The 19,967-nt window shown below is 63.2% G+C and carries 19 protein-coding genes; 14 read left to right on the top strand and 5 right to left on the bottom strand.

All coding sequences use genetic code 11. The features are described from left to right. The first annotated feature begins 61 nt into the window (after positions 1–61). Complete coding sequence (locus tag AC5J09_RS26355; protein WP_494298900.1) at positions 62–895, top strand: MBL fold metallo-hydrolase; 834 nt, start codon at positions 62–64, stop codon at positions 893–895. Between the two features lie 115 nt (positions 896–1,010). After that, a complete protein-coding gene (locus AC5J09_RS26350; RefSeq protein ID WP_010970171.1) occupies positions 1,011–1,757 on the top strand; it encodes a YebC/PmpR family DNA-binding transcriptional regulator in 747 nt (248 codons plus the stop codon). Positions 1,758–1,826: 69 nt separating this feature from the next. On the opposite strand, the gene AC5J09_RS26345 is transcribed toward AC5J09_RS26350, so the two are convergent. Continuing rightward, the gene (locus tag AC5J09_RS26345; RefSeq protein ID WP_494298899.1) at positions 1,827–2,825 is read right to left on the bottom strand and encodes an LLM class flavin-dependent oxidoreductase; all 999 of its coding nucleotides are present in this window, start codon (positions 2,823–2,825) and stop codon (positions 1,827–1,829) included. 168 nt (positions 2,826–2,993) lie between these two features. On the opposite strand from AC5J09_RS26345, the gene ruvC reads away from it, so the two are divergent. The 4 genes from ruvC to AC5J09_RS26325 all read left to right on the top strand — a co-directional run bounded on the left by ruvC (position 2,994) and on the right by AC5J09_RS26325 (position 6,297). Beyond that, positions 2,994–3,506: a crossover junction endodeoxyribonuclease RuvC gene (gene ruvC / locus AC5J09_RS26340; protein ID WP_018096835.1), complete on the top strand. Its 513-nt coding sequence runs from the start codon at positions 2,994–2,996 to the stop codon at positions 3,504–3,506. 56 nt (positions 3,507–3,562) lie between these two features. After that, entirely contained in the window at positions 3,563–4,180 is a 618-nt protein-coding gene (gene ruvA / locus AC5J09_RS26335) for a Holliday junction branch migration protein RuvA (protein WP_494298898.1), read from the top strand. 172 nt (positions 4,181–4,352) lie between these two features. After that, positions 4,353–5,393, top strand: a complete 1,041-nt coding sequence (ruvB, locus tag AC5J09_RS26330; protein ID WP_494298897.1) for a Holliday junction branch migration DNA helicase RuvB — start codon at positions 4,353–4,355, stop codon at positions 5,391–5,393. 1 nt (position 5,394) lies between these two features. Further along, positions 5,395–6,297, top strand: coding sequence for a metallophosphoesterase (locus AC5J09_RS26325; protein ID WP_100672978.1), 903 nt, complete (start codon positions 5,395–5,397; stop codon positions 6,295–6,297). Between the two features lie 30 nt (positions 6,298–6,327). Here the strand turns inward: AC5J09_RS26325 and AC5J09_RS26320 are convergent, their stop codons facing one another. From AC5J09_RS26320 to AC5J09_RS26310, 3 genes are read right to left on the bottom strand one after another with little or no spacing between them, the layout of a single operon-like run. Beyond that, positions 6,328–7,221 (bottom strand): NAD-dependent epimerase/dehydratase family protein, encoded by an 894-nt coding sequence (locus AC5J09_RS26320; protein ID WP_494298896.1) that lies wholly within the window; start codon positions 7,219–7,221, stop codon positions 6,328–6,330. Then, positions 7,218–8,096, bottom strand: a complete 879-nt coding sequence (locus AC5J09_RS26315) for a glycosyltransferase (protein ID WP_494298895.1) — start codon at positions 8,094–8,096, stop codon at positions 7,218–7,220. The genes AC5J09_RS26320 and AC5J09_RS26315 overlap by 4 nt, the downstream gene beginning before the upstream one ends. Further along, entirely contained in the window at positions 8,093–9,313 is a 1,221-nt protein-coding gene (locus AC5J09_RS26310; RefSeq protein ID WP_494298894.1) for an NAD-dependent epimerase/dehydratase family protein, read from the bottom strand. The genes AC5J09_RS26315 and AC5J09_RS26310 overlap by 4 nt, the downstream gene beginning before the upstream one ends. Before the next feature lie 127 nt (positions 9,314–9,440). On the opposite strand from AC5J09_RS26310, the gene ybgC reads away from it, so the two are divergent. Next, complete coding sequence (ybgC, locus tag AC5J09_RS26305) at positions 9,441–9,896, top strand: tol-pal system-associated acyl-CoA thioesterase (protein ID WP_100672982.1); 456 nt, start codon at positions 9,441–9,443, stop codon at positions 9,894–9,896. Positions 9,897–9,905: 9 nt separating this feature from the next. On the opposite strand, the gene ligD is transcribed toward ybgC, so the two are convergent. Beyond that, the gene (gene ligD / locus AC5J09_RS26300) at positions 9,906–12,503 is read right to left on the bottom strand and encodes a DNA ligase D (protein WP_494298893.1); all 2,598 of its coding nucleotides are present in this window, start codon (positions 12,501–12,503) and stop codon (positions 9,906–9,908) included. A gap of 349 nt (positions 12,504–12,852) precedes the next feature. Here ligD and tolQ point away from each other — a divergent pair, with 349 nt between their 5' ends. The 7 genes from tolQ to tilS all read left to right on the top strand — a co-directional run bounded on the left by tolQ (position 12,853) and on the right by tilS (position 19,909). Beyond that, positions 12,853–13,572: a protein TolQ gene (gene tolQ / locus AC5J09_RS26295; protein ID WP_003527594.1), complete on the top strand. Its 720-nt coding sequence runs from the start codon at positions 12,853–12,855 to the stop codon at positions 13,570–13,572. A gap of 27 nt (positions 13,573–13,599) precedes the next feature. Beyond that, the gene (gene tolR / locus AC5J09_RS26290; protein ID WP_100672984.1) at positions 13,600–14,052 is read left to right on the top strand and encodes a protein TolR; all 453 of its coding nucleotides are present in this window, start codon (positions 13,600–13,602) and stop codon (positions 14,050–14,052) included. A gap of 8 nt (positions 14,053–14,060) precedes the next feature. Next, on the top strand, positions 14,061–15,128 hold the full coding sequence (locus AC5J09_RS26285; RefSeq protein ID WP_494298892.1) for a cell envelope integrity TolA family protein: 1,068 nt from the start codon (positions 14,061–14,063) through the stop codon (positions 15,126–15,128). A 71-nt stretch (positions 15,129–15,199) separates the two neighbouring features. Continuing rightward, positions 15,200–16,510: a Tol-Pal system beta propeller repeat protein TolB gene (gene tolB / locus AC5J09_RS26280; RefSeq protein ID WP_018096845.1), complete on the top strand. Its 1,311-nt coding sequence runs from the start codon at positions 15,200–15,202 to the stop codon at positions 16,508–16,510. 263 nt (positions 16,511–16,773) lie between these two features. Next, positions 16,774–17,304: a peptidoglycan-associated lipoprotein Pal gene (gene pal, locus AC5J09_RS26275; protein ID WP_494298891.1), complete on the top strand. Its 531-nt coding sequence runs from the start codon at positions 16,774–16,776 to the stop codon at positions 17,302–17,304. A gap of 191 nt (positions 17,305–17,495) precedes the next feature. After that, positions 17,496–18,533: a tol-pal system protein YbgF gene (gene ybgF, locus AC5J09_RS26270; RefSeq protein ID WP_494298890.1), complete on the top strand. Its 1,038-nt coding sequence runs from the start codon at positions 17,496–17,498 to the stop codon at positions 18,531–18,533. Between the two features lie 11 nt (positions 18,534–18,544). Continuing rightward, on the top strand, positions 18,545–19,909 hold the full coding sequence (gene tilS, locus AC5J09_RS26265; protein ID WP_494298889.1) for a tRNA lysidine(34) synthetase TilS: 1,365 nt from the start codon (positions 18,545–18,547) through the stop codon (positions 19,907–19,909). Positions 19,910–19,967: the final 58 nt, after the last annotated feature.

Genomic DNA, 19,967 nt, shown 5'->3' with positions numbered 1-19,967 from the left:
TGCGCTATGCGGGCGGAGTACCAGAGCAAGTTTTTCTTCCCGCACATGCGAGAGGTGAAGGATGCTGCTGCGATACCTTGCCTACACCGTGACCGTCATCTGGATTATCCATGCGCTCTGGCCGACACCGGCGCACGCGCAGCAGGCGGAAGCCCATGTGAGCCAATGCCAGGCGATCGCGGCAGCCACGCCGGCGGCGACGTTCGCCAGCTTCTCGGCCCCCGCCGCGGCTCCCGTGGCCTCTGCCGACACAAGTGAGGTGACGATCACCTTTCTCGGTCATTCCACCTTCCTGATCGAAACGCCGGGCGGAGTTTCGATTGCCACCGACTACAACGGCTGGTTCCGCACGCCGTCGCCGCCAACGGTGGTGACGATGAACAGGGCCCATTCCAGTCATTACACCCTGGCGCCGGTTCCGGCGATCCGGCATGTCCTGCACGGCTGGGGCGACAACGGCGAGCCGGCGGATCATGACCTCGTCGTCGGCGACGCCTATATCCGCAATGTGACCACGGATATCCGTTCGGGTTTCGAGGGAATGGAACGGGACGGCAATTCGATCTTCATTTTCGAGATTGCCGGGCTCTGCATCGGCCATCTCGGCCATCTGCACCACGAGCTCGACGAAAGCCATTACCGGCAAATCGGCCGGCTCGACGTGCTCATGGTGCCGGTGGACGGCGGTCTGACGATGGGAGCGGAGAGCATGAGCCGCGTCGTCTCGCGGCTGCGCTCGGCGCTGATCCTGCCGATGCACAGGCCGATGACCAACAACTTTCTGGCGATGTTCGGAGACGACTTCGACAAGCGCTTCGCCACGGAGCCTTCCGTGAAGGTGTCGCTGCGCTCCCTGCCGAGGAGACCGCTCATCTATGTCCTGCAGGGTGTTTGAGGACCGCCGCAGCGCATTTCCGTCTCCTGAAAACACGACGCGCCTGCTGGACTGGACGCGGCAATGAAACTATAAGGCGCCCGATCTCACCGAAATCACGCATGCAGAGGGCGTCATGGCTGGCCATTCACAGTTCAAGAACATCATGCACCGCAAGGGCCGTCAGGATGCGGTGCGCTCCAAAATGTTTTCCAAGCTCGCGCGCGAAATCACCGTCGCAGCAAAAACCGGCCTTCCCGACCCGACGATGAACCCGCGCCTGCGTCTGGCGATCCAGAACGCCAAGGCGCAGTCGATGCCGAAGGACAATATCGAGCGCGCGGTCAAGAAGGCTGCGGGCGGCGATGCCGAGAATTACGAAGAAGTTCGCTACGAGGGCTACGGCCCGGGCGGCGTCGCAGTCATCGTCGAGGCGTTGACGGACAACCGCAACCGCACCGCCTCCAACGTACGCTCCACCTTCACCAAGGCGGGCGGGGCGCTCGGCGAAACCGGTTCGGTTTCCTTCTCCTTCGATCGCGTCGGTGAAATCACCTACAAGCTTTCCGCCGGCGACGCCGACAAGGTGATGGAAGCGGCAATCGAAGCGGGTGCCGACGACGTCGAGACCGATGAGGAAGGCCACACCATCACCTGCGGCTTCGAGGATATCGGCGAAGTATCGAAGGCGCTCGAAGGCGCGCTCGGCGAGGCGGAGACCGTAAAGGCCGTCTGGAAGCCGCAGAATACCGTGCCGGTGGATGAGGAAAAGGCACAGTCGCTGATGAAGCTCATCGACAATCTCGAAGATGACGACGACGTCCAGAACGTCTATTCGAACTTCGAGGTTTCCGACGAGGTTCTGGCGAAGCTTTCCGCCTGAGCGCCTTCGGAATATCCCAATGCAATTGACCCGCATCGCTCCGAGCGATGCGGGTCTTTGCTGTTCGCGTCAGGCGGCGGCGAGATCGCGTTGCGCTTGGGCAAACAGCTTCACCGAACGCAACCGCGCTTCCATGTCGAAGATCGGCATTGAGACGATCAGCTCGTCCGCCCTGGTGAGATCCACGAATGCCTCGATCTTTCGGCGGATCGTCTCGGGGCCGCCGACCACCGCGTAGCTCATTGCATGGTCGACGAAAATCTTCTCGTCCTGGCTCCAGAGGCCGTCCATCGATTTGACCGGCGGCGGGAAGCGCCCGCGGGCATTGCGGCGAAGCGCGACGAAGGATTGCTGCATGGAGGTGAAGAGGTGGTTCGCCTCATCGTCGGTGTCCGCGGCGACACCCATGACGCCCACCATGACATGCGGCTTGTCGAGCTGGGGCGACGGGGTGAAGCGCTCGCGATATATTTCGAGTGCGGAAAGCAGCATGTCCGGCGCAAAATGCGAGGCGAAGGCGAAGGGAAGGCCGAGCATGCCGGCGAGATGGGCGCTGAAATGGCTCGAACCGAGCAGCCAGATCGGCACGTTCGAATCCGCGCCCGGAACGGCGATGATCTTCTGGTCTTCGGTCGCCGGGCCGAGCAACGCCTGCAGTTCGACGACATCGTTCGGGAAGTTGTTGGCGCTCGCCTCCATGTTGCGGCGGAGCGCTTGCGCCGTTCTCATGTCCGTGCCGGGCGCGCGGCCGAGGCCGAGATCGATGCGGCCGGGGTAAAGCGCCGCAAGCGTGCCGAATTGCTCGGCTATGACGAGCGGTGAATGATTGGGCAGCATGATGCCGCCCGAGCCGACGCGGATCGTTCGCGTGGCCGCAGCCACATGCGAAATCACGAGAGACGTCGCGGCGCTGGCAATGCCTTTCATGCCATGGTGTTCGGCCAGCCAGAAGCGCTCATAGCCGTTCTCCTCCGCGGCGATTGCCAGCCGCCGCGAATTTTCGAGCGACTCTGCGATGCTGCCCCCTTCGGTGATCGGCGACAGGTCGAGAACGGAGAAGGGGATCATGGCGGGGCTTTCAATTAAGAGAAATTGATCTTCCGCAATGTAGGTTCAAGTTTCCTTACGCCAAGGGTGCACCGGCGCTTTTAGGCAAGGCGCGACCATTTCTGTGCAATGTTTTTGTTTTGTTCACTTTTTGCTGGCAGCGTCGCGCCGACCGAAATAGGGTGAAGCATGCAGACTACGATTCGCATTATCGGCATCGATCCGGGCTTGAGGCGCACCGGCTGGGGGGTCATCGAAACGCTCGGCAATTCGCTGCGATTCGTCGCGTCCGGCACCGTCACCTCCGATGGCGAGATGGATCTTGCCTCCCGCCTCTGCCAGTTGCATGACGGGCTTGCCGAGGTGGTGCACGGCTATCAGCCGCACGAGGCCGCTGTCGAACAGACCTTCGTCAACAAGGACGCGACGGCGACGCTGAAGCTCGGCCAGGCGCGCGGCATCGCCATGCTGGTGCCGGCCCGGGCGGGCTTGAGGGTCGCGGAATATGCGCCAAACGCCGTCAAGAAGGCCGTGATCGGCGTCGGCCACGGCGAAAAGCAGCAGATACACATGATGCTGAAGGTGCTGATGCCCAAGGCCGAGTTCAAAGGCAACGATGCCGCCGACGCGCTCGCCATCGCCATCTGCCACGCCCATAACAGGCAGGCGGTGACGAGCCGCCTTGCGGCGCTTGCGGGGTAGGCCGGGCAACGGCATTTCTTCGAAGACGACGGACCAACACCATCCAGAGAGACCAGATGATCGGCAAGCTCAAGGGCACGATAGACGAGATCGGTGAGGATCACGTGGTTCTCGACGTGCATGGGGTCGGGTATGTCGCCCATTGTTCGGCGCGTACGCTCGGAAAGCTCGGAAGCGCCGGAGAGGCGGCCGTTCTCTTCATCGAGACCTATGTGCGCGAGGATCAGCTGAAGCTGTTCGGGTTCTTGAGCGCGTTGGAGCGCGAATGGTTCCGCCTGCTTCAGAGCGTTCAGGGTGTGGGATCCAAGGTGGCGCTGGCGGTGCTCTCTACGCTGACCCCCGGGGAACTCGCCAACGCGATCGCCTTGCAGGACAAGACGTCGATCTCGCGCGCGCCGGGCGTGGGTCCGAAAGTTGCCGTGCGCATCGTCACCGAACTCAAGAACAAGGCTCCGGCCTTTGCCGGCGAGATGGCACCGTCGATCGGCCTGAAGCAGGAGCTCGGCGAAGGCGTTGCCGCGGCGCAGGTTGCGGACGCGGTCTCGGCGCTCACCAATCTCGGCTATTCGCGAGACCAGGCGGCCAATGCCGTTGCGGCTGCGCTGAAAAACGGCGGGGAGGGCGGCGACAGCGCCAAGCTGATCCGCCTCGGCTTGAAGGAGCTGTCGCGGTGAGGAAGCGGCGAGCCTTCCTGCGGCCACAAAAGCATTGGAGTAGAGGGACGCTGGCCGTTCTCGCTGGATTGATCCGGGCGCCGCTATTATGGTTGAGCGCGGCAGCGACGGTGACCGCGCCTCAACGCCGGTGCCCCTATGGCCGCGGACAGCCCGAAACGGAAGCAATGACATGAGCGAAGCCGCACGTCTGATCGCGCCGGAAAAGCGAGGCGAAGACCTCGATGCGACCATGCGCCCGCAGACGCTCGACGACTTCACCGGCCAGGCGGAAGCGCGCGCCAATCTGAAGATTTTTATCGAGGCGGCGCGCAATCGCGGCGAAGCGCTCGACCACGTACTCTTCGTCGGCCCGCCCGGGCTCGGCAAGACGACGCTGGCGCAGATCATGGCGAAGGAGCTCGGCGTCAATTTTCGCTCGACTTCCGGGCCGGTGATCGCCAAGGCCGGTGACCTTGCGGCGCTGCTCACCAACCTCGAAGAGCGCGACGTGCTCTTCATCGATGAAATCCACCGCCTCAATCCGGCCGTCGAGGAAATCCTCTATCCGGCCATGGAGGATTTCCAGCTCGACCTCATCATCGGCGAGGGGCCGGCGGCCCGTTCGGTGAAGATCGATCTCGCGAAGTTCACCCTGGTGGCGGCGACGACGCGCCTCGGACTGCTGACGACGCCGCTGCGCGATCGCTTCGGCATCCCCGTGCGGCTCAATTTCTATACGGTCGAGGAGTTGGAGCTGATCGTCCGGCGTGGCGCGCGGCTGATGGGTCTCGGCATGACCGACGAAGGCGCGCGCGAGATTGCCCGCCGTGCGCGCGGCACGCCTCGCATTGCCGGCCGTCTCCTGCGCCGGGTGCGCGACTTCGCCGAAGTCGCACGGGCGGAGGCCGTGACGCGGAAGATTGCCGACGAGGCGCTGACCCGGCTGCTCGTCGACAGCATGGGTCTCGACCAGCTCGACCGGCGGTATCTGACGATGATCGCCCAGAATTTCGGCGGGGGGCCGGTGGGGATCGAGACCATCGCCGCCGGGCTTTCCGAGCCGCGCGACGCGATCGAAGACATCATCGAGCCCTATCTGATCCAGCAGGGCTTCATCCAGCGCACGCCGCGTGGTCGCGTGCTCACGGCGAATGCCTGGAAGCATCTCGGCCTCAATCCGCCAGGGGATGTCGAGGCAAGCCAATTCCGGCTGACGCTCGAGGACGATTGAAATGATCACCCGGCGGGGCTTCATGAAGGTCCTCGGCGGTGGATTGGCGAGCGCCGTGGCCCTCGGCAGCTACGCCTTCGCCATCGAACCGCTTGCGCGTCTGAGGGTGGCCCGCTACGCCGTGACGCCACCGGGCTGGACGCCCGGCCTTAAGCTCCGCCTGGTCGCGCTCGCGGATATTCACGCCTGCGAACCCTGGATGTCTGCGCGCCGCATCACATCCATCTGCGAGCGCGCCAACGACCTCGGCGGCGACGTGACAGTCCTTCTCGGCGACTACGCTTCCGGCATGAATCTCGTGACGCGGTATGTCCATGCGAGCGAGTGGTCGAAGGCGCTTGCCACGCTCACGGCGCCCCTTGGCGTCCATGCGATCATGGGAAATCATGATTGGTGGGAAGACATGACGGCCCAGAAGAACGGCGGCGGCGATACCTTCGGCCATCGGGCATTGGCCGGGGTCGGCATTCAGGTGCACAGCAATCGCGCGGTCCGCCTTGAGAAGAGCGGCTTCCCTTTCTGGCTCGCAGGGCTCGAGGACCAGCTTGCGCTCCTGCCGGGACGGAAATGGAAACGCGCGTGGATGGCTGGGCTCGACGATCTCGATGGCACGCTTGCACAGGTGACGGACGAGGCGCCAGTGATCCTGCTCGCGCACGAGCCGGACATTTTTCCGAAGGTGCCCTCGCGGGTCGCATTGACGCTGTCCGGTCACACCCATGGCGGACAGGTGCGCTTTGCCGGCCACTCGCCCGTCGTGCCGTCGCGTTTCGGTGACCGGTACGCCTATGGTCATATTGTCGAGCATGATCGCAACCTCATCGTCTCGGGCGGCCTTGGCTGCTCCATCGCGCCGATCCGTTTCGGCGTGCCGCCGGAGATTGTGGTCGTCGATCTCGGATAAGTGGGAAATCGCCCCTCATCCGCCTGCCGGTCACCGTCTCCCCGCAAGTTCCCGGATCGTCGCAGCCAGTCTTTCCCTTCCGCCCGGCACCCAGCCGAGAGCGCGCAGCTTCTCCGTCGACATCGTCTTGAATTCGGCGGCTTCCGCTGCCGGCGGCAGCGGGTGCGGACAGCCGGTTGCGGCCTGGAGAAAGGAGAGAATCTGGCGGTTGTCGGTCAGCACGTCGGAGACGTTGAACACCTGACCGGATATCCTCGCCGGTTCGGTCTCGAGCATGAGCCGGACGGCCTGGGCGACATCGTCGCCGTGGACTTCCGTGCCGATGCGCCCTGGTACCGGCCGGCCGGCAATGTAATCGGAAAAGAGATCGCTCCACTTGTGTTTTCGCCCCGAGCCCGCGGGACCATAGACACCGGTGACGCGCAGGCTCGTCGTGACGAAACTGTGGTCGGCTATCGACTTCAAGGCGTTCTCGGTGGCGAGCTTTACCTGTCCGTAGAGCGTGTCCGGAGCGGCAAGTGAGGTCTCTGCGACAAGGGGCGGCGCCGTGTCGCCGTAGACCGCGCGGCTCGACAGGAAAACGCAGCGGCGTACGCCGGCGGCGCGCGCTTCCTCGAACAGGCGAACGGAGCCGTCGAGATTGGCGCGGCGGAACCCCTGGGGGTCATCACCCTCTCCTCCGCGATATCTGCCCTCGACATGCTCGAAGGCGGCATGGACGAAATAATAGATATCGTCGAACGCGCCGGCCTGGTCCGCATCCGCATCGAGACGCAGCGGCACATGGGACACCCGTTGCGAATACAAGCCAGCAGGGGGCGGAGAGCGCCCGCCGACCGTGACTTCATAGCCGTTTGCCAGCAGGTGCTCGACGATGAAGCGGCCGACGAATCCGGTGCCGCCGGAGACGAGAACGCGGGTCATGGCGACGTCGGACCCGCCTGCGGCGGATTGGGAAGACCGGCAATATCCGGAATTTGATTGCCGGTCAGATAGGCGTGCCAGAGATCGATCAGCGGGCGCAGCACGTCCGCGCGCGGATGATCCTTCTCCCACGGCTTTTCATACTGGTAGTGAAGCACCCCGATCGAGCGCCAGTCCCAAAGCCCAGGCAGGTTGAACCACACATATTGCAGCATGTTCATCGTCACCGGCAGTCCATGCCAATCGGGGAAGAAGCTTTGCAGAAAGGTCTGGTCCGTGCGCGGCCAGAAGGCGTCCGGCGCATCGAGGGCCGCGAGCATATTCTCGAAGGTCGCGACGGCCGGCTCGGCGACGAAGACGCCGGAGTTCAGGCGGTGGAAGTCCGCGAGACTCTCATAGACGTTCGGCGCTGCGGCAAATTCCGGATAGAGAAACAGCTTGTCGATGTTGCGCAAAACGATCGCGTCGGCATCGATGAAGATGCAGCGTTCGTATTCCACGAGTTGCCACAGCCTTATCTTGCAGAAATTGTCGAGCGGCGAATGGAAATCGGGCTTGCGTCCTTTGGTGAAGGGTGCCTGCTCATGCACGTTGCGGCGTTGATGCCGGGCGTTGAATTCGTCCGAGAGCGGCAGCAGATCGGTTTGGATCAGGCGGCAGTCGAATTCGCGCAGCGGCTCGAGAGCGGCGGCATCCACCCCGCCGGTGTGGAGCACGACGATATCGGCGGGCGTGCGGGTGAGGCGGATCGATCTGAGCAGGGCCCGCGCACCGAGCGCGTAGTCGCTATTGGTGACGAGCGTCACGAAAGCGTGGCGCGCAGTCACCGTAGAGGAGGGGCTGAGCCCCTCCGGACTGGCGAAGACGCGGCTCATGAAACGGATTTCAGCCGCTTGCCCTCCGGATCGTGGTTGATCAAGGGGGCGATGTCCTTCGTCCAGGCGGAAACGGCCGGCACGCGCGAGCGATCGACGCGATAGGCGAACTTCTTCGCCACATCGACGATCTCCGAAAGCAGTCCGTCTTCGAGCCGAACCGGATTGAGGCCGAGCGCGAGGAATTTCTCGTTCTGCACCACGAGCTCGTTCTCGGCCGCTTCCTTGCGCGGATTGGGAAGCCAGGCGATTTTCGCGCCGGTCATGCGTGCGACCATCTCGGCGAGATCGCGGATGCGATGCGTTTCCGTCATCTGGTTGAATATCTCGACACGGCTGCCGCGCGCCGGCGGGTTCCTGAGCGCGAGTTCGATGCAGCGCACCGAGTCCTGAATATGGATGAAGGCACGCGTCTGGCCCCCGGTTCCGTGAACCGTCAGCGGATAGTCGATTGCTGCCTGGATCAGGAAACGGTTGAGGACGGTTCCGTAATCGCCGTCGTAGTCGAAGCGGTTGATGAGCTGCGGATGACGCCGCGTCTGTTCCGTATGCGTGCCCCAGACGATGCCCTGATGCAGATCGGTGATCCTGAGGCCGTCATTCTTCGCATAAAACTGGAAGAGCAGCTGATCCAGGCACTTGGTCATGTGATAGACGGAGCCCGGGTTGGAAGGATAGAGGATTTCCTGGTTCACCGTCTCTCCGCCCATGGTCTCGATGCCGACGGGCAGGTAGCCTTCAGGGATCGCGGCCCCGATCGTGGAATAGCCGTAAACGCCCATCGTACCGAGATGCACGAGATGCGCATCGAGGTCGAGTTCGACCAGTGCATTGAGGAGGTTGTGGGTCGCGTTGACGTTGTTGTTGACCGTGTAATTCTTGTGCCTGTCGCTCTTCATCGAATAGGGAGCGGCCCGCTGCTCGGCGAAGTGGACCACCGCATCGGGCCGATGCTCCGCCAGCCAATTCTTCAGGAGTTCGTAGTCGCGGGCGAGATCGATCAGATTGAAGTGGATACGCCGGCCGGTTTCGGCGTGCCAGATGCGCGTGCGCTCCTGGATGGAATCCATCGGCGTCAGAGATTGCACGCCGAGTTCCGTGTCGATCCAGCGGCGGGAGAGATTGTCGAGGATGTGAACGTCGTGGCCCGCATCGGACAAATACAGGGCGGTGGGCCAGCCGACGAAACCATCACCGCCGAGGACTGCAATCTTCATGCACGATTCTCCTGCTCGGGAAGAGGACAGGGTCCTGATAGGATAGGATTGTGACAAAGCTGCAGTGCTTGCAAATGTCTTTTTGTTCCTGCACAGGAAAACGCGAAAAATCCTCCCGGAGAATGCCATGTCACTGATTTCGCTTGCCGGCGAGCTGACCGAGACCGGCCACCGACTGATCCAGCGGGTCTATTACGAGGACACCGATTTTTCCGGCGTCGTCTACCATGCGCGCTATCTGCATTTCATGGAACGCGCCCGGACCGACTATCTGCGGCTTCTCGGCGTCGAGCAGGCGTCGCTGGCGATCGAAGGCGACGTGGAAGGCCTCGTCTTCGTCGTCCATCGTATGGAAATCGACTTCAAGGCGCCGGCGCGCATGGACGACGTCCTGACCATCGAGACCGCGACCGAAAAGGCCGGCGGCGCAAAAATGATTCTGCAGCAGCAGATCAGGCGCGGCGACGCTCTGCTGATCGCGGCCAAGGTAATCATTGCGGTCATCAACGGTCAGGGGCGGCCGAGGCGTCTGCCGGAGGCACTGGCAACGAAATTCCTTGCTGCGCAGGCGGCTTCCGGGTGAGCGGCCGGCTCACTCGACCGAGTTCAATATCTTCTTCGTCAGCGACTGACTGATCTTGCCGATCTCCCGCCACGGATCGGTTCCGGATTCTATCCGCTCGACAATGTCCGGAATGTGAAACCCGTTGGCGGCTTCGAGCCCTTGGAGTTCGTCCCAGCCGACCGGAGTGGCCACCGGTCCGCCGGAGCGCGCGCGGGTGGAATAGGGTGCGATCGCCGTGGCGCCGCGATCGTTTCTCAGCCAGTCTATGAAAATCCTTCCCTTGCGCTTCGCCTTCGACATGGTGGCGACGAAATTATCCGGATCGCGCTCTGCAATAGACCGCGCGAGCGCTTTGGCGAAGCCCTTGGCCTCTTCCCATTCGGCATGGGGGCGGAGCGGAACGATGACGTGGACGCCCTTGCCGCCGGTCACCATGGGCACTGTCTTCAGGCCGATCTCGGCGAGCTCGTCGCGAAGCTTGACGGCTGCCGCCTTGACCGTCTCGAAGTCGACGCTCGGATCGGGGTCGAGATCGAAGACCAGACGGTCGGGTTTCTCCAGTCGATCGATGCCTGAACCCCAGATGTGAAACTCGAGCGTTCCCATCTGCACGGCGGCGACGAGGCCCTTGGCATCGTGGATGTACATATAGTTCTCGGTGTCGCCCGATGACTCGGTGATCGGCACTTCCCGGATCGCGTCGGGGAAGCCGTCGCTCGCGTGTTTCTGAAAGAAGCAGTGCCGATCGCCGCCCTGCGGGCAGCGCACCAGCGAAACGGGGTGATCGGCGGCAAAGGGGAGCATCCTCTCGGCGACGACGGCATAATAGCGGGCGAGATCGATCTTGGTGATGCCCTGGCCTTCGAAGAGCACCCGGTCCGGATGCGAGATGCGAATACCGAGAACATCGCGGTCTCCTTGCACAGCCGGCGTCTTGCGCGGCTTGGCCGAGGTTTTGCTTTTGGCGGTCTCCGGCTCCGCTTCCGCCGGCTTCGCTGTCTCCAGTTTCACGGCCCTGGCCTCCTTGTCCTCGCGCAATCCCTCGAATGAACCGTGGCGGACATGTCCGTCAGCCGTGAACTCGGCGAAATCCACCTCCGCCACCAGGTCCGGCTCAACCCATACCGAATTGCGCATTCTCTCTCGCGGCACGCTGTCGAAGGGCGACGTGTCGCGTCTGCGCTTCGCGAAGGCCGCAGCGAGTTCCTTCATCGTCTTTCCGCTGAATCCGGTGCCGACGCCGCCACGGTAGATCAGCTTCCGGCCTTCGAACGTCCCGACAAGAAGCGAGGCAAAGGCGCGTCCCTTCTTCGAAGATGGGGTATAGCCACCGATGACGAACTCCTGGCGCTTCGTGCATTTCACCTTCAGCCAGCTTCGGCTGCGCCCGCTGCGATAGGGCGCATCCGCCTCCTTGGCAATTATACCCTCCTGGCCTGCCTTGCATATCGCGGAAAGCACGTGCTCGCCATTGCCGCGGACATGCTCGCTGAATTGTATGGTCGAGGTGGTGCCGAGCGTTTGGAGCAGCGCTTCGAGCCGTTCCTTGCGTTCCACGAGCGGCTTACGGCTCAAATCCTTGCCGTCGAGCTCGATGAGGTCGAAAGCGTAAAGCCGTGTGCTGGCCCCCGTTCTAAGCGCTTTCTGCAAGGCCGAGAACGTCGATCCGCCTTCCGACAGCGCCACCACTTCGCCATCGATGAGGGCCGACCGGCAGTCGAGTTCGGCAAGGGCCGCGGCAATTGCCGGGAACTTCTCGGTCCAGTCGAGGCCGTTGCGCGTGTAGCAGCGCACGGTGCCGGCGCCGACGGCGCAGACAAGACGGTAGCCGTCGAACTTGGCTTCGTTCAGCCATGCATCGCCGGCAGGCACCTTGGTCACCAGAGTCGCCAGCTGCGGTGCCTTGAAGGCGGGCAGCTTACCGGAGGCTTTTCGCGTGACAGGCTTGGCCGCATTGCCGGTTTCGGCGATCGCGCCCGCCTTGAGATTGGCCGCGATGCTCTCGTTGGAATGCCAGACCCGTGCCTGCTTCTCGCCTTTGCCGTTGGCGATCTCCTCCATTGTCCGGCCGGTGACGATGCTGGTGATGTTCTCGTTGATGAGACTCTCGCCGTCTTCGGAGGCGATCTCGTCCGTTTCCTTGACGAGCAGCCAGTTCTCGCGCTTTTCGCCTTCGCGTGGCCGCATGCGCACCAGCGCCCAGCCGCCCTTCATTCGGCTGCCATGCAGCTTGAAGGAGAGCTTGCCCTTCTTCAAGGCCTTCGACGGGTCATCCTCCGGCTCCCACCAGCCGGTATCCCAGAGCATCACGGTACCGCCGCCGTACTCTCCCTTCGGTATCGTTCCTTCGAAATCGCCATAGGCAAGCGGGTGGTCTTCGGTGCGCACGGCCAGGCGCTTGTCTTCGGGGTTGAGGCTCGGGCCGCGGGTCACCGCCCAGCTCTTCAGCACGCCCTCCCATTCCAGGCGGAAGTCGTAATGCAGGCGGGTCGCAGCGTGCTTCTGGACCAGAAACCGCATCCTGTTGTCCCCGCGGCGCTGCGCGACCGCACCCTTGGGTTCGCTGGTCCGCGTGAAATCGCGGCGCCGGTTATATTCGGAAAGCGGTTGATTGCGAGCGGCCATGGATCGTCAGCCCGATTTCGGCTGGAAGGCTGTATGTTTCGGGGGCCAGGGGCTCATGGCACCGAAACGTGCGACCCGGTGCGAAGTTCCGTATCGCTCAAGCTCAGTCGAACTGCGCGCGCGGTAATACTCCCTTAACCATAATGGTGTCTTAATCCGTGTATCAGGATTTGTGCAGTGCACGTCATCCTTTGACCAAAATTGACGGCAAGAAGGCAGGCTGACGCGAGTAGATCGCAATGCCGCGATCGGTGGCAATACCGGGGCATTCCTGCTGCAGGACGTTTGGGCGACCCGGTCTCGAGCATGAGTTGCTCTGCCGGGTGTTTGGATTCGGGGACTGAAATCGATGGAACAGGTTGGATTGGCCGCGACGAGCGACGTGACCCTCTGGTCGCTCTTCATGCAAGCGGGCTTGGTCGTGAAGCTGGTCATGCTGGGGCTCATCGCCGCCTCGGTCTGGACCTGGGCGATCGTCGTCGACAAGAGCCTCAATTACGGGCGCGTCCGCCGGCAGCTCGACAATTTCGAGCAGGTATTCTGGTCGGGTCAATCGCTGGAGGAGCTCTATCGGACCCTCTCGGACAGGCAGACGAGCGGAATGGGCGCGATCTTCGTTTCGGCCATGCGCGAATGGAAGAAAAGCTTCGAGCGCGGCGCGCGCGCGCCGATCGGCCTACAGATGCGTATCGACCGCGCCATGGACGTGACGCTCGCCCGGGAATCCGAAGCGCTCGAGGCAAGGCTCGGCTCGCTGGCGACGATCGGCTCGGCTGCACCCTTCATCGGCCTTTTCGGTACCGTCGTCGGTATCATGACCTCGTTCCAGGCCATCGCCGGTTCCAAATCCACCAACCTCGCCGTCGTAGCGCCCGGTATCGCCGAAGCGCTGCTGGCGACCGCCATCGGTCTGCTCGCCGCTATTCCTGCCGTTATCGCCTACAACAAGTTCACCGCGGATGCCGGCAAGCTGACGGCACGCATGGAAGCCTTTGCCGACGAGTTCTCCGCCATCCTGTCGCGGCAGATCGACGAGAAGCTGCAGCCTTCTCGTCAGGCCGCGCAATAACGACCTCAAAGCACGGAGACTACGCTGATGGGTATGGCAGCTGGCGGAGCCAAGGGGTCGGGCGGCGGGCGCCGCCGCCGTGGCGGCAGAAGAAGCGCGATCAGCGAGATCAACGTCACGCCGCTCGTCGACGTCATGCTGGTTCTCCTCATCATCTTCATGGTGGCCGCGCCGATGATGACGGTCGGCGTGCCGATCGATCTGCCGGAAACGCAGGCGAAGGCCATGAACGCCGATACCCAACCGATCACCGTTTCGGTCAACCCGGCGGGCGAGATCTTCCTGCAGGAGACTCCGATCGCGATCGACGAGGTCGTGCCGAAGCTCGAGGCGATTGCCACGACCGGCTACAATGAGCGCATCTATGTGCGCGGCGACACCAGCGCCGATTACGGCACCGTGATGAAGGTGATGGCACGCATCTCCGCGGCAGGCTTCAAGAACCTGGGTCTCGTAACGCTTCAAGAACAAGAGAAGTGATCGTCCGAATGAAGGGCAGTATCGCTACATCTGCTGTCCTCCACGCTCTGGTTCTCACCTGGGCGCTGGTGTCGCTTGGCAGCCCGGCCGATTTCGAGGTCGCGGATGTCGAGGCGCTGCCGGTCGACATCGTGCCGGTCGAGTCGATCACGCAGATCCAGCAGGGCGACAAGAAAGCTCCGGCCAAGGAAAAGGCATCGCCCGTTCCGACCAAGAAGCCGACGCCTGTCGAAAACGCCGAGAATGTCGGCGAGAACGACGTCGACCTGAAGACGCCGCCCACACCCAATGTCAAGCCGGTCGAAAACGAGTCGGCCGCAGCGCCGCAGAAGACCGAAAAGGCACCGCCGACACCCGATCCGGTGAAGGAAGCGATCGAGAACGTCGAGGAGAAGCCGGCGGCCGAGCCGGCCACGGAAGTGGCGGCACTCCCCGAACCCAAACAGGAAGTGAAGCCGGACACGAAGCCGGAACCGGCACCGGCGGAAGAACAGCCTGCGGAAAATCCCGAGGCCGAGGCTCTGCCGGACAGGGTGCCGACGCCGCAGTCGAAGCCCAAGGTCGAAAAGCCCGCGCAAACGGCCAAGACGCCCGAACGCAAGAAGGACGAAGTCAAGAAGGAGCAGAAGAAGGCGTCCTCCCAGAAGGAGAGCGACTTCAATGCCGACGAGGTCGCGGCGCTGCTCAACAAGCAGGAATCCTCCGGCGGCGGCGCCAAGCGCTCGACCGAGGAGGCGGCCCTCGGCGGCAAGAAGACGACGAGCGGCAATACGCTTTCGCAGAGCGAAATGGACGCGCTTCGCGGCCAGATCCAGAACAACTGGTCGATCATTCCCGGCATGGCCGACGCGGCGGATGTCCGCATCAAGGTAACGATGCGGCTCGACCCGAACGGCGACCTGAACGGCGAACCGGAAGTGGAAGCCAGCGGCGGCTCGGATGCGGCGCGGCGGGCACTCATGGGTGGTGCACGCCGGGCCATTCTGAAGTCTGCTCCCTTCAAGGGGCTGCCGGCCGACAAATACGATTCGTGGAGCGAGGTCGTCGTCAACTTCGACCCGAGCTCGATGCTCTAGACAGGTTGGGCTGGTTGTGGGCGGATCATTGCGCCTCATCCTGCTCGGAACACGAAAGGCTGAAAGGCTTTATGGAAATGCTGAGACGCAATTTTTTCCGCCTCCTGATGGTGCTGGTCGCCGGCTGCGGGCTCATTGCCTCGCCGGCAAATGCGCTCGTCGAGATCAACATCAACAAGGGTAACGTCGAGCCGCTGCCGATCGCGATCACGGACTTCCTGCAGGGCGATCTCGCCCGGAAGATCTCCGACGTCGTTGCCGCAGACCTGAAGCGCTCCGGGCTCTTCGCGCCGATCGACAAGGGCGCCTTCATCGAGAAGATCTCCAATCCCGATGCCGCGCCGCGTTTCGAGGACTGGAAAGTGATCAACGCGCAGGCGCTCGTCATCGGCCGCGTCACGCAGGAAGGCGACGGCAGGCTGAAGGCGGAGTTCCGCCTCTGGGATACCTTTGCCGGCCAGCAGATGCTCGGTCAGCAGTTCTACACCCAGCCGGAGAACTGGCGCCGGGTCGCCCACATCATCGCCGACGCGATCTATGAGAGGATCACCGGCGAGAAGGGCTATTTCGACACGCGCATCGTTTACGTCGCCGAGAGCGGGCCGAAGAACGCGCGCAAGCGCCAACTTGCCATCATGGACCAGGACGGGGCCAATTCCCGGGCGCTCACCAATGCCAACGACATCGTGCTGACGCCGCGCTTCTCGCCGAACCGTCAGGAAATCACCTATATGTCGTTCGAGAACCAGCAGCCGCGCGTCTATCTGCTGCAGCTCGAAACGGGGCAGCGCGAGGTGGTCGGCAATTTCCCGGGCATGACCTTCGCCCCGCGTTTCTCGCCGGATGGCCAGCGGGTGATCATGAGCCTGCAGCAGGAAGGCAACGCCAACATCTATACGATGGATCTGCGCTCGCGCACGACGACGCGGCTCACCAATACCGCGGCGATCGACACCTCTCCTTCCTATTCGCCGGACGGCAGCCGGATCGTCTTCGAAAGCGACCGCGGCGGCAGGCAGCAGCTCTACGTCATGGGCGCCGACGGCTCGGGCCAGACGCGCATTTCCTTCGGCGACGGCTCCTATTCGACGCCCGTCTGGTCTCCACGCGGCGACCTCATCGCCTTCACCAAGCAGTCCGGGGGCAAGTTCTCGATCGGCGTCATGAAGCCGGACGGTTCGGGCGAACGCATTCTCACCACCGGCTTCCACAATGAAGGCCCGACCTGGGCGCCGAACGGCCGCGTTCTCATGTTCTTCCGCCAGAACGCCGGTGCGGGCGGTCCGCAGCTCTATTCGATCGATCTGACGGGCTACAACGAACAGCTCGTCCAGACGCAGGGCTTCGCCTCGGACCCGGCCTGGTCGCCGTTGATGGAATAGGGCCGCCGGCGGGCCCGATCGAGAGAATTGATGAGATTCAAAGATTTCGGGCCGATACGGCCCGAAATTCTTCGTGATCGCGCGTCCACAGTTATGGCAGGGAATGAGGCGAATGTGCCGCTTTCTCGCCGCAAAGTGCTGGTGTAGCAGGCGCCCCGACGCACATTGTCGATTTGTTAACCATATCCGTTGAAAAGCAATTAACCGCTTCCGGTTACAGTCTGGCAACCGTGAATTTGACACTTCTCAAGGAGACCCGGCCCATGAGCCGAATTGACACCCCGGCAGCAAGCCGCATGCAGACCATCGCCCGCAATCCGGTCATGATCGCGCTCGTCATGACGCTTGCCCTTGCTGGCTGCGCTTCCAAGAAGAACCTGCCGAACGATGCTGCCGGCCTCGGACTCGGCGCAGGCGCGGCGACCCCGGGCTCACAGCAGGACTTCACCGTGAACGTCGGCGACCGCATCTTCTTCGATACCGACTCGACATCGATCCGAGCCGACGCACAGGCGACGCTCGACCGCCAGGCGCAGTGGCTGGCAAAATATCCGAACTACGCAATCACCATCGAAGGCCATGCCGACGAGCGCGGCACCCGCGAATACAACCTCGCGCTCGGCGCCCGCCGCGCTGCCGCGACCCGCGACTATCTCGTCAGCCGCGGCATCCCTGGAAATCGCATGCGCACGATCTCCTACGGCAAGGAAAAACCGGTCGCCGTTTGCGACGACATCTCCTGCTGGTCGCAGAACCGCCGCGCCGTTACCGTTCTCGGCGGCGCCGGCAGCTGATTATTCGGCATCGAGGGGGATTCGAGGGGCGGCCTGCGGGCCGCCCTTTCTTTTTTACCACACTTTGGCCGAACTCCGTTGCTTTTTCACGGGAGTTGGAAAACTGTGCGGCACCCCACCTCGGATTCGACGAATGTACTGCGCAAGGCGATTCAGGGGCGGGAGAATCGGTTACGAACAGGACAAATGAAATGAAGAAATTTGTCGTGGCAGGACTGCTTGGCCTCGTGACCCTTGCGGGTCTCGGCTCTACAGCAGATGCCATGCCGCTTTCCGGGCTCTTTGCCCGTACGACGCAGACCGATGCCGGCAGCAAGGGCAACCTTCCGATAATGAAGGTGCAGTCATCCGATATCGCACGGGTCGGTCAACTCGAGGAACAGATCCGCTCTCTCAACGGGCGTATCGAGGAAATGAGCTTCCAGCTCCTGCAGATGCAGGAGCAGATCCGGAAGTTCCAGGAGGACAACGAGTTCCGCTTCCAGGACCTGGAAAACGGCAGGTCCTCCTCCAAGAAGAGCGGCGCGCTTGAAACGCCGAAATCGAATGATCAGGCGTCCGTCACCCCCGGGGTGACGGATAGCCGGCCCTCGGGCGCTCCGGCTGCCGGCGGCGCCGATAGGGCGGGTGTCGATCCCAGCGGGCCAGGCGCAGCGCCTGCGCCGACGACGCTGGGTCAGATCATCTTCGACGAGAACGGCAATCCCGTCTCTGCAACGGCGGGCGTTGAGCCCGGGGCCAACGCGACTCTGCCCGGCGTCGACACAGGACTTGCGACCCAGGGCGGCGGCCTCAACGACAATCCGGGAAGCGTGTCGGACAGCGGACAGGCGACCGCGTCTCTCAGCGATCCGGGCGATCTCTACCAAGCAGGCTACAGCCACGTGCTTTCCGGTGATTACAGCATCGCGGAGCAGGAATTCCGCGATTATCTCGATGCCTTTCCAAGCGGCGACAAGGCGGCGGATGCGAGCTTCTGGATGGGCGAGGCACAGTATTCGCAAGGCAAGTACAGCGAGGCGGCCAAGACCTTCCTCAACGCGCATCAGAGCCACGGCAAGTCACCGAAGGCTCCGGAAATGCTCTTGAAGCTCGGCATGTCCCTCGGCGCACTCGACAACAAGGAGACCGCCTGCGCCACGCTGCGCGAGGTCAACAAGCGCTATCCGAAAGCATCACCCGCCGTGAAGGCGAAGGTGGCGAGCGAGCAGAGCCGTTTCGGCTGCTGAGGCGGGCCAAGATGCCCCATGCCGTCCTCGATACGGCCCGAAATTTTCTCCGATCCTTTATCAGGCCCTGCAGGATTCTGGTTGCCGTCTCCGGTGGCAGCGACTCGATGGGGTTGCTTGTAGCCCTGCATGCGGCGATCGCCGCAGATGAGCGCCGTGGATTTTCCCTTGCCGCCTGCACTGTCGACCATGCGCTGAGGCCGCAGTCGGCTCGCGAAGCAGAAGATGTGGCGGCTTTTTGTGCCGCGCTCGGTATTGCCCACCGCGTGTACCGCTGGGAGGGCGCGAAGCCGTCGACCGGCATTCAGGCGGCGGCTCGAAACAAACGCTACGAATTGCTGGCCGAGGCCGCGGGGGGGCTTGGCGCCGATTGCATCGCGACCGGCCATACGTGTGACGACCAGCAGGAGACCGTCGCCATGCGCGTTGCCCGCGGCAGAAGCGATGGTGCTGGAGACGGGGGGCAGGGCGAAGGGCATGGCGCCGCCGGCATGGCCGCGGCCATGTTGTACGGACGGCGGATCTGGGTGTTGCGGCCGTTTCTCGGCTTGGCGCGCGCCGAGATCCGCAGCTTTCTCCAGGCATGCGGCGTCTCCTGGATCGACGATCCAAGCAATGCCAACCCCGCCTTCGAGCGGGTCCGGGTGCGTGCCCGGATAGCGACATCCCAGGGGATGCCGACGCCCTTGTGCAACGGGCGTCAGCGCGCCGCCTCTTCCGCCAGAGCCGCCGCCCTGATCGAGGAGCGCATCCGCGTTCACGCGGCGCTCGTCGCGGAGATTTCGGCACGGCATGCCGGGGAGATCGACGATGCGGACTGGCGCCGTGCGCTCCTGACGGTCGCGTCTGTTCTCGGCGGGCGCGACCACATGCCCGCTCGCGCCACGGTGCAGCGGCTTTCGCAGTTCCTGCGATCGGGTGAGCCTGGCCGCATGACGGCGGGACGGGTCGTCTTCGACCGGCGGGCAAACGGTCTCTATCTCTATCGAGAGGCGCGCAACCTGCCGGGGCTCGCCGTCGGACCGGGCGGGCAGGGCATTTGGGATGGGCGGTTCACGGTAAAGAGCGGCGGGACGGCGGTTACGGTCGCCGCGGACGCTTCGGGGAGGCTGTGGACTCAGAGGCTTATTGACGCAGGGCTGCCGACGGGGATTGCCAAGCGCGGATCCACGGTGGCACCAGAAATCGCGTCGACGGGCGGCGCGGGGCTCGCCTTCGGCGAGGCTCCGGCGAAAGTCGAGTACCACATCCCGCTTTACGACACCTTTTTGCCGGGTTTCGACAGGATCATGGCGGATGCGGTCGCCGCGTCGTTTGGGCGTGATCGATACCCCGCGCCGCCGGTGCACGATGTTTTGATAGAAATGGAAACGTAACCGGCGGTTTTCCTTGGCAAGGTCACCCCGGACACCTATGTTAGGACCAACAATACAG

The sequence above is a fragment of the Sinorhizobium sp. genome (assembly GCF_059070375.1).
Note: the sequence above shows the minus strand (reverse complement) of the source record. Positions and strands in the feature narration are given on the sequence as shown.

Bases quoted from the DNA above. Each gene is read 5' to 3' on its own strand.
- ruvB (WP_494298897.1), top strand. From the start codon at position 4,353: ATGAGCGAAGCCGCACGTCTGATCGCGCCGGAAAAGCGAGGCGAAGAC.
- ligD (WP_494298893.1), bottom strand. From the start codon at position 12,503: ATGGCCGCTCGCAATCAACCGCTTTCCGAATATAACCGGCGCCGCGAT.
- tolR (WP_100672984.1), top strand. From the start codon at position 13,600: ATGGGTATGGCAGCTGGCGGAGCCAAGGGGTCGGGCGGCGGGCGCCGC.
- ybgF (WP_494298890.1), top strand. From the start codon at position 17,496: ATGAAGAAATTTGTCGTGGCAGGACTGCTTGGCCTCGTGACCCTTGCG.
- AC5J09_RS26325 (WP_100672978.1), top strand. From the start codon at position 5,395: ATGATCACCCGGCGGGGCTTCATGAAGGTCCTCGGCGGTGGATTGGCG.
- AC5J09_RS26310 (WP_494298894.1), bottom strand. From the start codon at position 9,313: ATGAAGATTGCAGTCCTCGGCGGTGATGGTTTCGTCGGCTGGCCCACC.
- ruvA (WP_494298898.1), top strand. From the start codon at position 3,563: ATGATCGGCAAGCTCAAGGGCACGATAGACGAGATCGGTGAGGATCAC.
- ruvC (WP_018096835.1), top strand. From the start codon at position 2,994: ATGCAGACTACGATTCGCATTATCGGCATCGATCCGGGCTTGAGGCGC.
- tolQ (WP_003527594.1), top strand. From the start codon at position 12,853: ATGGAACAGGTTGGATTGGCCGCGACGAGCGACGTGACCCTCTGGTCG.
- AC5J09_RS26285 (WP_494298892.1), top strand. From the start codon at position 14,061: ATGAAGGGCAGTATCGCTACATCTGCTGTCCTCCACGCTCTGGTTCTC.
- pal (WP_494298891.1), top strand. From the start codon at position 16,774: ATGAGCCGAATTGACACCCCGGCAGCAAGCCGCATGCAGACCATCGCC.
- AC5J09_RS26345 (WP_494298899.1), bottom strand. From the start codon at position 2,825: ATGATCCCCTTCTCCGTTCTCGACCTGTCGCCGATCACCGAAGGGGGC.
- AC5J09_RS26355 (WP_494298900.1), top strand. From the start codon at position 62: ATGCTGCTGCGATACCTTGCCTACACCGTGACCGTCATCTGGATTATC.
- AC5J09_RS26320 (WP_494298896.1), bottom strand. From the start codon at position 7,221: ATGACCCGCGTTCTCGTCTCCGGCGGCACCGGATTCGTCGGCCGCTTC.
- AC5J09_RS26315 (WP_494298895.1), bottom strand. From the start codon at position 8,096: ATGAGCCGCGTCTTCGCCAGTCCGGAGGGGCTCAGCCCCTCCTCTACG.
- tolB (WP_018096845.1), top strand. From the start codon at position 15,200: ATGGAAATGCTGAGACGCAATTTTTTCCGCCTCCTGATGGTGCTGGTC.
- AC5J09_RS26350 (WP_010970171.1), top strand. From the start codon at position 1,011: ATGGCTGGCCATTCACAGTTCAAGAACATCATGCACCGCAAGGGCCGT.
- tilS (WP_494298889.1), top strand. From the start codon at position 18,545: ATGCCCCATGCCGTCCTCGATACGGCCCGAAATTTTCTCCGATCCTTT.
- ybgC (WP_100672982.1), top strand. From the start codon at position 9,441: ATGTCACTGATTTCGCTTGCCGGCGAGCTGACCGAGACCGGCCACCGA.